This window comes from Streptomyces sp. NBC_01264, assembly GCF_026340675.1.
Lineage (GTDB): Bacteria > Actinomycetota > Actinomycetes > Streptomycetales > Streptomycetaceae > Streptomyces.
Window position 1 is genome coordinate 5,376,887 of the sequence record NZ_JAPEOX010000001.1, and the last position, 11,345, is coordinate 5,388,231.

Consider the following 11,345-nt stretch of genomic DNA (forward strand, 5'->3'; position numbering starts at 1 on the left):
CGCACGTCCTGCCCCGCCTCAACTCCGACCATCAGGAGACCAAGACCTGTGCGCCGCTACCGGTACCGCTGTCCCGTCTGCCTGACCACGTCCCCGACGGCCTTTCACCTCGACGACCTCTATGCCGAGGCCGAAGGCCACCGCCAGGCCCTGCACGGCGGTCACTTCCCCGACGGGGAGAGCGCCGGTGAGATAGACCGGCTCGGTCGCTGGTACGCCGCCCTGGGCCCGCTCGCCACCCTGCACGCCCGCCTCAGCGACACCCTCGCCGACCTCCGCAACCCCACGGACATGGGCCGCCCCCTGTGGGCCTCCGTCACCGCAGCCCTGGTCATCGGCGGCGCCGCCGCTCTGGTCCTCACCGTCATCTCCGCCGCCCTCTGACAGGAACCTTCCGTGTCGTTCTCCTTCACCAACCCCAGACCGGACCGCGAACCCTCCTTCTCCTTCACCGGCCCGGACGAGGTCGAAGAGCAGCTCCAAGCCATTACCCACCTGGCTCACGAAATCCTCCGCCTCGTTGCCGAGGTCCGTGCGCAGATCAGCTCCTAAGCGCCCAGGTCAGCAGACACGAGGGCGGCCCCGCACAGCCACACTCCGGGCCGCCCTCATCCATGACGACCGGGGTCCTCGACCGAGCCACCGGCCCCATCAACCAGCGCTGAAAGGACCCTTCGTGGGCCAGAACCGGACCCGGCTGTCGGAACGGATCTCCGACGCGGTCGCACTCTTCACCGGCATCCGCACCGTGCGCTGCCCCAAGCCCCACTGCACCGTCAGCATCCGCTACCGCCACGTCACCCCCGACGAAGCCAAACGCCTGACCGACATGGCCACCGACCACACCCGCCACTGAGGAGGACCCGATGACTGCCTGGAGCCCCGGCAACCCTGACTGCAACCCCGACTACGACTGCGAGCTGTGCGCGCCCCTCGACGGCGGCGACCCGTACCCCTACGCGCACTGCTGCGACTGCGGAGCCGACGGCAGCAGCGAACGCCCCGATTGCAACTGCCAGTAGACGCACCGAAGGCGGCCCGCTCTCGCCAAAGTCCGGGCCGCCCTCTTCCAGAACCCATCAGAACTGGAGACCCCAAGCATGACCCAACCTGCCCCCATCCGGCGAGATGGCCGGGTACGGCTGCTGGCCGAAGCCCTTGCCATCGCCGCCCGCGGCTGGCCCGTCTTCCCCCTCCACTCCGGATCGAAGGCCCCCGCCCTACACGGCGAAGACCGCTGCCCCCGCACCGACGGCTGCGCCGACGGGCACCTGAAGTGGGAGCAGCGCGCGACCACTGACGGGGCCGCGATCGTCCGCTGCTGGACGCACAAGCCGTACAACATCGGCCTGGCCACCGGCCCCGCCGGACTCATCGTGATCGACCTCGACACCCCCAAGACCAACAGCAGTCCGGACGCGCCTGGCGGCACGGAGAACTTCAGGGCGCTCTGCGAGCGCGCCGGGCAGGCCGTCCCCACCACTTACCGCACCCGGACCCCCTCCGGCGGGGCCCACCTGTACTTCACCGCCCCGGCCGGGATCAGGCTGGGGAACACGGCGGGCAAGCTCGGCCCGCTCATCGACACGCGAGCCCAGGGCGGATACGTCGTCGCCCCCGGCAGCATCACCTCGTCAGGCATGTACGAGGTGACCGACCCTGCCCCGGTCGCAGAGTTTCCCGGCTGGCTGCTGCCCCTGCTCCAGCCGCCTGCCCCGGTCCCGGCCCGTCGGCTCGTGGCGCCGGCCGTCAGCGGCAGCAGTGCGGCCCGCGCCGCGCTGGACGCCGAGTGCAACGTGGTCCGTGCCGCCCCGGCTGGGCAGGCGAACAACACGCTCAATCGGAGCGCCTTCAAGGTGGGGCGCTTCGTCGCGTGGGGCGACCTGGCCCGGGACGAGGTGGAGGTGGCCTTCCAAGGAGCGGGGGAGGAGCGGGGGCTCACCGCTGCCGAGTGCCGCTCCACGATCCGCAGCGCCCTGGACAGCTCCGCCCGTACGGTCCGGGCCCGGGATGCGGCATGAGCACCCGCCCCCATCCTCCCTTGGAAGGCCCCACCCTGGCACCGGCCGGCCCCAGCTCCGCCGAACCGGCCCCCGCCACGGACGGCAATGGCGCGCTGAAGGTCGCCGCCGAAGGCGTCCCTTCATCTGTTCGCCCGAACCCGTCCTTCGACGACGGACGTCGCCCCGTCGCCTGGCTCCACATCAACGCCCCCGGACGAGGCGTCGCCCCCTCCGCTCGCTCGTGGTGCTCGTGCGGCAGGGACCTCTTCGCCGCCGGCCAGAGTCGCGCGCTCGCGCTGATCGACGACCATGTGCGCCACCGGACCCTCTGCCCGCAACTCGTATCCCAGGAAGGGAAGGCCGCCTGATGAGCGACCCCAAGCCCACGGTCGTTCCCATCGACGGGGCCGCACTGCTCGACGAGGTGGAGGCCTTCCACCGCCGGTTCAACATCTTCCCCAGGGAGGCCGCCTACGTGGCTGTGGTCCTGTGGGACGCCCACGCCCACCTGATCGACTGCTTCGAGACCACCCCGCGGATCGCCTTCCTGTCCCCGGAGCCCGGATCGGGGAAGTCGAGGGCGCTGGAGATCGTGGAGATCCTCACCCCGCGCCCGGTCACCACCGTCTCCGCCTCCGCCAACGGGCTCTACCGCCTGGTCGGCGCCCCCGAAGGACTGCCCACGGTCCTGTTCGACGAGGTCGACACCATTTTCGGCCCGAAGGCCGGGCCCGACGAAGCATTGCGCGGGTTCCTCAACGCGGGCTACCGGCGCAGCGGTGGCGCGCTCCGCTGTGTCGGGGACGGCTCGAACCAGACTGCGCAGATCTTCCCCTCGTACTGCGCCGTGGCCATGGCCGGTCTCGGCTCCCTGCCCGACACCGTGCTGACCCGCTCGGTCATCGTCCGTATGCGTAAGCGCGCCCCGAACGAGAAGGTCGAGCCCTACCGCCAGCGCGTCCACGAGCAGCAGGGCCACGCGCTGCGCGACCGCCTCGCGAAGTGGGCCGACCGCGTCCGCGAGCAGGTCTCCGGGGCCTGGCCCGCCATGCCGGAAGGGGTGACGGACCGGCCGGCGGACGTCTGGGAGCCGCTCCTGGCCGTCGCCGACGCAGCCGGAGGGGACTGGCCCGCCCGCGCCCGTACCGCCTGCCTCGAACTCGTCGCCGCAGCGAAGGACAACGACGAGTCCTCCACCGGCGTCCGCCTTCTCACCGACCTCCGCGACCACGTGTTCTGCGGGGCCGACCGCATGTCCACCGCCGTCATCCTCGAATGCCTCCTGCGCATGGACGAGGCACCCTGGGGCGACCTCGACGACAAGCCGCTCAACTCCCGGACCCTGGCCCGCCTCCTCGGCCAGTACGTCACCCCCGGCAACAAGCCCATCAAGCCGCGCGGGATCCGAACCGCCTCCGGCACCCCCAAGGGCTACTACGCGGAGGACCTCGCCGACGCGTGGGAGCGGTACTGCCCCCCGCCCCTTCTGAAATCCGCAACAGCCGCAACATCCGCCACACCGCAGGTCAGCGGGGGTGAACCTGTGGCGGATACCGCCACAGCCATCCGCCACACGCACGCAGAAGGCGCCACACCGCTCTTTCCCGTCGCCGGATAGCTGGCCGTCGGCGCCCAGGTGCCGCCACACCCTGCGTGTGGCGGCACCTATCCGCCACAGAACCCCGATCCGCCACAAACGCAAGCAGCTGACCAGCAATGTTGCGGCGTGGCGGATGTTGCGGATGCCTGGGGCGAGGAAGGGACAGCGGCTGGTGTGGCTGCCAGCAGTACCAAGTCATCGCAGCGGCAACCGAGAGGACTGAACGTGACCGTAAAGGCAGATGCTCTGCCGCGTCTCTACTCCCCGTCGGACATCGCCAAAGCGCTCGGCATGTCCGAGTGGTGGGTGAAGGAGCAGGCTCGGAAGCGGCGTATCCCGTTCACGCAGCCGGGGCGGGCCTACCGCTTCACGGGGGAGCAGTTCGCGGAGATCCTCCACCTCTTCGAAGCCCGACCGTCCGCCAACGCGAGGGTGCAGCAGACGAGCACCCACACCCCCGCTGTACGAGGGGCCACCGTGCCCAAGCCCGTCCGACAGGACCCGGCGCCCCAGAGGCTCCGCGCCCGGCCCCCGCGCCGGATCGCCATGCCGCCGGACCAGCAGCAGAACGCTGCGTAGCAACTCCCGTGCCCCGCCCGACTAGTCGGGCGGGGCTTCTACCTTCAGAGAGAGAACCTTGGGATTCGCAGAGAACCGTGGGGACTACTGGCGGGGCCGGTACAAGGCTGCCCCCGGCAAGTACCCCGCCGTGACGGACGACAACGGCAAGACCATCCGCTTCCGGACGAAGCGGGCCGCCGAGAAGGCGGCGGCAGTTGAGGAGGAGAAGGCACTCGCCGCCAGCCAGGCGACCCCGGTGCCGGAGGCGGAGCGCATCACCTTCGGCGAGTACGCGAGCCGGTGGTACGAGGGTCAGGACCTCGCCGCGTCCACCATGCAGAACTACCGACGGCACATCGAGGAGCACTTGCTCCCTGAGTTCGAGGATGCCGTCGTCGACGAGATCACCAAGGGGGAGATCGACGCCTGGGAGCGCGGCGAGCGCGCCCGGGGCTACGCGGCCAGCAGCATCAAGACGTGGCGCGGCACCCTCCACCTGATCCTCGCGGACGCGGTCGACGAGGAACTCCGCGACTCCAACCCCGCGACCCGCCGCCGGGGCCGCGGCAAGCGCGCCGGTCGGTCCCGCAACCGGGGGCCCGAGAAGGTGGTCACGTCCGCACTCGGCGTGCTGCAGATCGCCGAGCGGGCCGCCCTGTTGTCCGGCCGGGACGACGAGTTTGTCGCCGTCGTGCTCAAGGGCTACACCGGGATGCGGTGGGGCGAGATCGTTGGGCTGGAGACGAAGTTCGTCCGGCCGGCCTCCGTGCGTGTCGAGTCCCAGCTCTACGAGCTCGACTCCGGGGAGATGCACCTGTGCCCGCCGAAGGACGACTCCTACCGGACGATCGACACGCCGGACTGGCTCTCGCGGCTCCTTGCCGGCCAGGCCGCGCGGGCGGGGGAGAAGGAGTGCGGCTGCCACGGGCTGCGCTACCTGTTCAGCGGGCACTCCGCTGCCAACGGAGCGGCCCGCCGGCCCGGCGCCAAGCTGGTCGACGTGGCGCGCGTCGCCGGGGTCTCCACCGGCACGGTCTCGAACGTGCTGAACCGGCCCGGCGCGGTCGCCGACGGGACACGGGCCGGAGTCGAGAAGGCCATGGTCGATCTCGGCTTCGTCCGCTTCTGGTCGTCGGGGGAGAACGCCGCTCACTGGCGGCGGAACGGCTTCGCCACGTGGCTGTTCCACCCGGCGGCGACCGGGTGGTACCCGAAGAAGGCGCCGCAGGAGGCCCGGCCGGTGCCGCTGCGGGCGGAGCCCTGGCCGGGAGTACCCGCCCGCGGCCGGGGCGCCGCCGGCCGCGCCGAGGCCTCGTGGGTTCCGATCGCGCGCGGGCTCACGCCGCACGGGCTACGCCACAGCCACAAGACGATGATGGACGAGCTGCGGACGCCGCCGAAGCTGAAGGACGAGCGAATGGGGCACGAGGACGGTTCGGTCCAGGCCCGCTACTCGCACATCACCGCGGAGATGCGCCGCGAACTTCTGGCCGGTCTGACCGGCATGTGGGAGGAGGCACTCGACGCGCGCCGGCGGATGGCTCCGGGGTCGCCCGTGGCCGTCCTCGACGCGCTGCTGAGGGGCCGCCCGTAGGAGCGAGCGGGGAGCCGTTTCGGCGGAGGTTTCTCCCAGGATTCTCCCGAGGGGGTGGGGAGAAACAAGGAGAGCCGGTGCAGATTTCTCTGCACCGGCTCTCACCTGGTACTTCAGCGTCGGGGTGGCGGGATTTGAACCCACGACCTCTTCGTCCCGAACGAAGCGCGCTGCCAAGCTGCGCTACACCCCGATGTCCACCCTTGCAGCGCTGCTGCCCTGGCGACATCGATTACTTTAGCGGACCCTCGGCCGGAGACGAAATCCGGTTTTCGCGCGGCGGGCGGTAGCGGTCCGCCGTGACCAGGGCGAGGCCGAGGGCGTAGAAGGCGAGGCCCAGGACCACGGCGTTCAGCGCGACCCGGGCGTAGCCGTACTCGGCGGCGTCGATGAAGGGGTACGTGTACCGGCTCGGGACGTCGGGGGAGAGCAGGGCGCCACGGGTGAGGGCGAAGGCCACGTAGAGCAGGGGGTACGCCAGCCACCGCGCGGCGTAGCGCGGGCGCAGGGTGCGGGGGGCGGTCAGGAAGAGGAAGTCCAGGGCGGCGCCGATGGGGGTGACCGTGTGGAGGAGCTGGTTGGAGACGGCCTTCGCGCCGGACAGCTTGTCGAGGTCCTGGAGGACGTTGAAGGGGCTCGACGGGTTGGCCAGGACCAGGTGGAAGACCAGGCCGGTGACCAGGATGAAGAGGAGGACCCCGCCCCGCCAGAAGGGGGCCACGTCCGGCTCGCGCCGGTGGACGCGGTGGGCGGAGAGTCCGAAGGTGACCGCGACCAGGATGTTCGTCCAGATCGTGAAGTAGCTCAGGACGACCGGCACGCTGCCGTACGCGCACTCGATGACCAGGCCGGTGACGGCGGCCGCCGCGATCAGCGCGCGGAAGGCGACGGTCGGGAGGCGGCGGGCGTCGGGTGTGATCATCATCCTGTCAACGTACCCGCGCGCGCCCGCCCGTCCTCAGGCCTTCGGGGTCAGTGTCAGCAGTGTCGCCTCGGGCGGGCACGCGAAGCGCACCGGGGTGAAGCGGTTGGTCCCGCAGCCCGCCGATACGTGGAGGTACGCGCGCTGCCCCTGCGTCTCGTGCGTGGAGAGACCCTTCACCCGCTTGGTGTCCAGGTCGCAGTTGGTGACGAGGGCTCCGTAGAAGGGGATGCACAGCTGCCCGCCGTGCGTGTGGCCGGCCAGGATCAGCGGGTAGCGGTCGGCGGTGAAGGCTTCGAGGACGCGCAGGTACGGGGCGTGCACGACGGCCATCGAGAAGTCCGCGTCCGCCTCCGGCCCGCCCGCGACCTTCGCGTACCGGTCGCGCTTGATGTGCGGGTCGTCCAGGCCGGTGAAGGCCAGCTCCAGCCCGTCCAGCTTGAGCCGGCCCCGGGTGTTGGTGAGGTTGACCCAGCCGGCCGCGTCGAAGGCGTCCCGCATCCCCTCCCACGGGTTGTGGACGGCCCCGACGACCGGCGCGTTGCCGTTCAGCCCGTGCCGGCCCTGCGTCTTCTCCAGCAGGTAGCGGCCGGGATTGCGCAGCCGGGGGCCGTAGTAGTCGTTCGACCCGAAGACGTACACGCCGGGGAACTCCATCAGAGGGCCGAGCGCGTCGAGTACTTCCGGCACGCCCTCCGTGTCGGAGAGGTTGTCGCCCGTGTTCACCACGAAGTCGGGGCGCAGCCCGGCGAGCGACTGCAGCCAGGCGCGCTTCTTGCGCTGCCCGCCGACCATGTGGATGTCCGAGACCTGCAGGACGCGCAACGGGCGCATCCCCGGCGGGAGCACGGGGACCGTGACCCGGCGCAGGCGGAAGGACCGCGCTTCGAAACCGGCGGCATAGGCCAGACCGGCGGCCCCCGCCGCGGCGATACCGGCGGTGACCTTCAGGGGTACTCCGTAACGCGCACGCATGCCCATATGTTCGCAGACCCGGCAAGCCCACCGGGAAACCGGCGGGCGCCGGAGCCCCCGTACCTGGCAGACTCGGGACATGACCACGCTCAAGGCCAAGCTCCAGGAAGACCTCACCACCGCCATCCGCGCGCGCAACGAGCTCGCCTCGTCCACGCTGCGCCTGACCCTCTCGGCCATCACCAACCAGGAAGTCGCGGGCAAGGAAGCCCGGGTGCTCTCCGACGAGGAAGTCCTCAAGGTGATCGCCAAGGAGGCGAAGAAGCGCCGCGAGGCCGCGGAGGCCTTCGCGCAGGGTGGCCGTCCCGAGCAGGCCGCGCGGGAGACCGCCGAGGGCGAGTTCCTCGACACCTACCTCCCCAAGCAGCTCGGCGAGGCCGAGCTGGACGCGATCGTGGCGCAGGCCGTCGAGGAGGCCAAGGCGGCGGGAGCCGAGGGACCGCGGGCCATGGGCGCCGTGATGAAGATCGTGAACCCGAAGGTCGCGGGTCTGGCGGAGGGCGGGCGCGTCGCCGCCGCCGTCAAGAAGCACCTTTCCTAGTACGCGTACGTACGCGGTCCCCGGCAGGGGAACGGGGAGGGCCCCCACCGATCCGCATCCGGATCGGTGGGGGCCCTCCTGCGTTCTTCCTTCGCTACGGGTGTCCTACGGCGCCTAGTCGCGGCCGCCGATGACGCCCGGCGGGAGCGTGATCCCGCCGAGCGGGTCGGTCCCGCCCGTACCGCCCGTGTCCCCGCCGGTGGTTCCGCCGGTCTGACCGGCGGTCCGCCCGTTGCCGGGCTTCCCGTCACCGGGCTTGCCCTCGCCGCGGCCCGGCTTGCCGCTGGGCTTCCCGCTGGGCTTGCCGCTCGGCTTGCTGCCGGGGGACGGGCTCGGGGTGTCGGGGATGTTCACCGTGGTGAAGCCCGGGGCGTCGCGGCCGGAGAGCGCGCCGGTGACGGCCTGCTTCCAGATCGGGCCGGGCAGGCCACCGCCGAAGACCTTGTCGTAGTACTGGCCGCCGATGGTGATGTTCTCCATCGACACCTGCTTGGCGCCGCCGGAGCCCACCCAGGTCGCGCCGGACATGTTCGGGGTGTAGCCGACGAACCAGGCGTTGTGGCGCTCGTCGGTGGTACCCGTCTTGCCCGCGCTCTCCCGGTCCTTCAGGCCCGACTGCTGGCCCGTACCGGAGTCGACCACGCCGAGCAGCAGCGTGTTGATGGTGTCGGCGGTCTTCTCGGTCATGGCCCGGCTGCACTTGGACTTCGGCACCGTCAGCGCCTTGCCGTGCGAGTCGGTGATCGACTCGATGGTGACCGGGGTGCAGTACACGCCGCGGTTGGCGAAGGTGGCGTAGGCGTTGGCCATGGTCAGCGGGGACATGCCCTCGGTGCCGAGCGCGATGGCGGGGACCTCGGGGAGCTTGGCACCGTTGGCCGGGATGACGCCGAGCTTGGTGGTCATCTCGGTGAGGGGGCAGAGACCGATCTCGGAGATCATCTCGATGAAGTAGGTGTTGACCGACTTGGCCATCGCCTCCTTCAGCCCGTACGGGCCGACCTCGGACTCCGACTCGTTGGGCACCCGCGCGTTGTCGGTGTTGACCCAGGGCTTGTCGCCGCAGGTCTGCACCGGGCTCGGATAGTCCATCTCGAACGGGGACGCGTACATCTTCGTCGGCGGCATGCCGCGCTCGATGGCCGCGGCCGCGACGAAGGCCTTGAAGGTGGAGCCGGTCGGGAAGCCGAAGTTCGAGCCGCCCATCTTCTTGTCCACCGAGAAGTTGATCTGGGTCTCGTTCTTGCCGAAGCCGTACGGCTTGGACTGGCCCATGGCGAGGACCCGCCCGGTGCCGGGCTGGACGAGGGTGACGGCCGTCGCGACCTTGTCGTCCTGGTCCACGTGGTCCTTGATGGACTCGTTGACGGAGTCCTGCGACTGCGGGTCCAGGGTCGTGCGGACCGTCAGGCCGCCGCGGTTCCAGACCTTCGCCCGCTCCTCGCGGGTCTTCCCGAAGGCGGTGTCGTCGAGGAAGGTGTTGCGCACGAAGTCGCAGAAGAAGCCGGCGCCCTTGACGGCGGTGATGCAGCCGTTCTTCGGCTTGGTCACCTTCAGCTTGAGCGGCTTCGCCTTCGCCGCGTCCGCCTCGGCCTGCGAAATGTCTCTTATGTCCGCCATGCGCTGGAGGACGATGTTGCGGCGCTTCGTCGCCTCCTGCGAGTCGTTCACCGGGTCGTACCGGCTGGGCGACTGCACCACGCCCGCCAGCATCGCCGACTCGTCCAGGGTCAGGTCCTTGGCGGGCTTGCTGAAGTAGCGCTGGGCGGCGGATTCGATTCCGTACGCCTGCTGCCCGAAGTAGGTGATGTTGAGGTAGTTCTCGAGGATCTTGTTCTTCCCGAGCTCCTCCTCGACCTGGATCGAGTACTTCAGCTCGCGGATCTTGCGCCCGAGGCTCTTCTCCTGGGCCTCGCGCACCTTGGTCTCGTCGTCGCCGGCTTCCTCGACGAAGACGTTCTTCACGTACTGCTGCGTCAGCGTCGACGCGCCCTGAGCCGCGCCGCCCTCCTGGGCATTGCGGTTGACCGCACGCAGGATGCCCTTGAGGTCGATCGCGCCGTGCTCGTAGAAACGTGAGTCCTCGATCGCGACGATGGCCTTCTGCATGTACGGGGAGATGGCCGTGATCGGGACCACCTGCCGGTCACGCGAATAGACCGTGGCGATCAGGCCACCCTCGGAGTCCAGGATCGTGGTGCGCTGGCTCAACGGAGGTGTCTTGAGATTGGCCGGGATCTCATCGAACCCTTCGACCGTGCCCTTGGCCGCGAGCCCCAGGGCGCCGGCGCCCGGGATCGCGATGCCCGCAAGTATAACTCCGGAGAGAACGGACACACCGAGGAACTTGGCGGCCTGCTGTGGCCCCGTGAGCCCGCCGCCCGAGCGCTTCTTTCCCATGGAGGGCAGCCTACGTTCTCATTCGCCGGACACGCGCGAATGCCTTGGCCTAAGCTGTCCTCAACTGTCACAGCAGTGTGGTGGGACATCAACCCCTCGGCTTGTTTTTCACCCTTCCCGAATGGGGTGGACGCATGTCCGATTCTCGCCTCCTGTGATCAGCATGCCCCGTCGATTTCACCCAAATCGCCGGAATGGTCGGGCATGTCGCAGGATCACTCCGTCGGGTGATCTGCCGCTTACCCATAGTCCGTTCGGACCATTCAAGATTGGGCCCGTCGGGGGTGTTGCACTGTGCCCGCCTTCCGTAACGTCCTCAACTGGCAGCGGTGAATATGCCGCTACCGCCGTGGGGGAGCCTCGATTCGGGAGAGGACGGCGCCGGGATGGGCTGGGTTACCGACTGGAGTGCGCAGGCAGCCTGCCGCACTACCGATCCGGATGAACTGTTTGTTCAAGGAGCGGCACAGAACAGGGCCAAGGCGGTGTGCACCGGATGTCCGGTGCGGACCGAGTGCCTGGCCGACGCGCTCGACAATCGTGTCGAGTTCGGAGTATGGGGCGGAATGACCGAGCGGGAACGACGTGCGCTGCTGCGCCGGCGTCCCACCGTCACCTCGTGGCGGCGCCTGCTCGAGACCGCACGCACGGAGTACGAGCGCAGTACGGGCATCCTCACCATGGATGCCGAGGACGAGATCGACATTCCGTACGAGACGTATGCGGCAGCCGGGTAGGCCACCTGGGCA

General features: G+C 69.9%; 14 protein-coding genes and 1 tRNA gene. 11 read left to right on the top strand and 4 right to left on the bottom strand.

Annotation, left to right across the window (positions count from 1 at the left end; translation table 11 throughout):
- The first annotated feature begins 48 nt into the window (after positions 1–48).
- From OG435_RS25075 to OG435_RS25115, 9 genes are all read left to right on the top strand, one after another.
- Entirely contained in the window at positions 49–384 is a 336-nt protein-coding gene (locus OG435_RS25075; RefSeq protein WP_266879941.1) for a hypothetical protein, read from the top strand.
- A gap of 12 nt (positions 385–396) precedes the next feature.
- On the top strand, positions 397–552 hold the full coding sequence (locus OG435_RS25080; RefSeq protein ID WP_266879943.1) for a hypothetical protein: 156 nt from the start codon (positions 397–399) through the stop codon (positions 550–552).
- A 124-nt stretch (positions 553–676) separates the two neighbouring features.
- Complete coding sequence (locus OG435_RS25085) at positions 677–856, top strand: hypothetical protein (RefSeq protein ID WP_266879945.1); 180 nt, start codon at positions 677–679, stop codon at positions 854–856.
- A gap of 10 nt (positions 857–866) precedes the next feature.
- Positions 867–1,022 carry a hypothetical protein gene (locus tag OG435_RS25090; RefSeq protein ID WP_266879947.1) on the top strand — a complete coding sequence of 52 codons (156 nt, stop codon included), beginning with the start codon at positions 867–869 and terminating at the stop codon, positions 1,020–1,022.
- Between the two features lie 78 nt (positions 1,023–1,100).
- Positions 1,101–2,021, top strand: a complete 921-nt coding sequence (locus OG435_RS25095) for a bifunctional DNA primase/polymerase (protein WP_266879949.1) — start codon at positions 1,101–1,103, stop codon at positions 2,019–2,021.
- Positions 2,018–2,371, top strand: a complete 354-nt coding sequence (locus tag OG435_RS25100) for a hypothetical protein (protein ID WP_266879950.1) — start codon at positions 2,018–2,020, stop codon at positions 2,369–2,371. Before OG435_RS25095 ends, OG435_RS25100 begins: the two co-directional genes overlap by 4 nt.
- Positions 2,371–3,621 carry a DUF3631 domain-containing protein gene (locus tag OG435_RS25105; protein ID WP_266879951.1) on the top strand — a complete coding sequence of 417 codons (1,251 nt, stop codon included), beginning with the start codon at positions 2,371–2,373 and terminating at the stop codon, positions 3,619–3,621. Before OG435_RS25100 ends, OG435_RS25105 begins: the two co-directional genes overlap by 1 nt.
- A 207-nt stretch (positions 3,622–3,828) precedes the next feature.
- A complete protein-coding gene (locus OG435_RS25110) occupies positions 3,829–4,182 on the top strand; it encodes a helix-turn-helix domain-containing protein (RefSeq protein WP_266879953.1) in 354 nt (117 codons plus the stop codon).
- A 58-nt stretch (positions 4,183–4,240) separates the two neighbouring features.
- Positions 4,241–5,758, top strand: a complete 1,518-nt coding sequence (locus OG435_RS25115) for a tyrosine-type recombinase/integrase (RefSeq protein ID WP_266879955.1) — start codon at positions 4,241–4,243, stop codon at positions 5,756–5,758.
- 119 nt (positions 5,759–5,877) lie between these two features.
- On the opposite strand, the gene OG435_RS25120 is transcribed toward OG435_RS25115, so the two are convergent.
- From OG435_RS25120 to OG435_RS25130, 3 genes are all read right to left on the bottom strand, one after another.
- Positions 5,878–5,951, bottom strand: a tRNA-Pro gene (locus tag OG435_RS25120).
- 39 nt (positions 5,952–5,990) lie between these two features.
- Entirely contained in the window at positions 5,991–6,683 is a 693-nt protein-coding gene (locus OG435_RS25125) for a Pr6Pr family membrane protein (protein WP_266879957.1), read from the bottom strand.
- Positions 6,684–6,716: 33 nt separating this feature from the next.
- Positions 6,717–7,655: a metallophosphoesterase gene (locus tag OG435_RS25130; protein ID WP_266879959.1), complete on the bottom strand. Its 939-nt coding sequence runs from the start codon at positions 7,653–7,655 to the stop codon at positions 6,717–6,719.
- Positions 7,656–7,734: 79 nt separating this feature from the next.
- Between OG435_RS25130 and OG435_RS25135 the strand changes: the two genes are divergently transcribed.
- Complete coding sequence (locus OG435_RS25135) at positions 7,735–8,196, top strand: GatB/YqeY domain-containing protein (protein WP_266879961.1); 462 nt, start codon at positions 7,735–7,737, stop codon at positions 8,194–8,196.
- 114 nt (positions 8,197–8,310) lie between these two features.
- Here OG435_RS25135 and OG435_RS25140 read toward each other — a convergent pair whose 3' ends face one another.
- A complete protein-coding gene (locus OG435_RS25140) occupies positions 8,311–10,596 on the bottom strand; it encodes a transglycosylase domain-containing protein (protein ID WP_266879963.1) in 2,286 nt (761 codons plus the stop codon).
- 386 nt (positions 10,597–10,982) lie between these two features.
- Here OG435_RS25140 and OG435_RS25145 point away from each other — a divergent pair, with 386 nt between their 5' ends.
- Positions 10,983–11,333, top strand: a complete 351-nt coding sequence (locus OG435_RS25145) for a WhiB family transcriptional regulator (RefSeq protein WP_266879965.1) — start codon at positions 10,983–10,985, stop codon at positions 11,331–11,333.
- The last annotated feature ends 12 nt before the right edge of the window (positions 11,334–11,345 follow it).

What these genes read in the sequence shown, in the direction of transcription:
- OG435_RS25130 (WP_266879959.1), bottom strand. Translation starts at nt 7,655, where the DNA reads ATGCGTGCGCGTTACGGAGTACCCCTGAAGGTCACCGCCGGTATCGCC.
- OG435_RS25140 (WP_266879963.1), bottom strand. Translation starts at nt 10,596, where the DNA reads ATGGGAAAGAAGCGCTCGGGCGGCGGGCTCACGGGGCCACAGCAGGCC.
- OG435_RS25125 (WP_266879957.1), bottom strand. Translation starts at nt 6,683, where the DNA reads ATGATGATCACACCCGACGCCCGCCGCCTCCCGACCGTCGCCTTCCGC.
- OG435_RS25095 (WP_266879949.1), top strand. Translation starts at nt 1,101, where the DNA reads ATGACCCAACCTGCCCCCATCCGGCGAGATGGCCGGGTACGGCTGCTG.
- OG435_RS25145 (WP_266879965.1), top strand. Translation starts at nt 10,983, where the DNA reads ATGGGCTGGGTTACCGACTGGAGTGCGCAGGCAGCCTGCCGCACTACC.
- OG435_RS25135 (WP_266879961.1), top strand. Translation starts at nt 7,735, where the DNA reads ATGACCACGCTCAAGGCCAAGCTCCAGGAAGACCTCACCACCGCCATC.
- OG435_RS25090 (WP_266879947.1), top strand. Translation starts at nt 867, where the DNA reads ATGACTGCCTGGAGCCCCGGCAACCCTGACTGCAACCCCGACTACGAC.
- OG435_RS25100 (WP_266879950.1), top strand. Translation starts at nt 2,018, where the DNA reads ATGAGCACCCGCCCCCATCCTCCCTTGGAAGGCCCCACCCTGGCACCG.
- OG435_RS25105 (WP_266879951.1), top strand. Translation starts at nt 2,371, where the DNA reads ATGAGCGACCCCAAGCCCACGGTCGTTCCCATCGACGGGGCCGCACTG.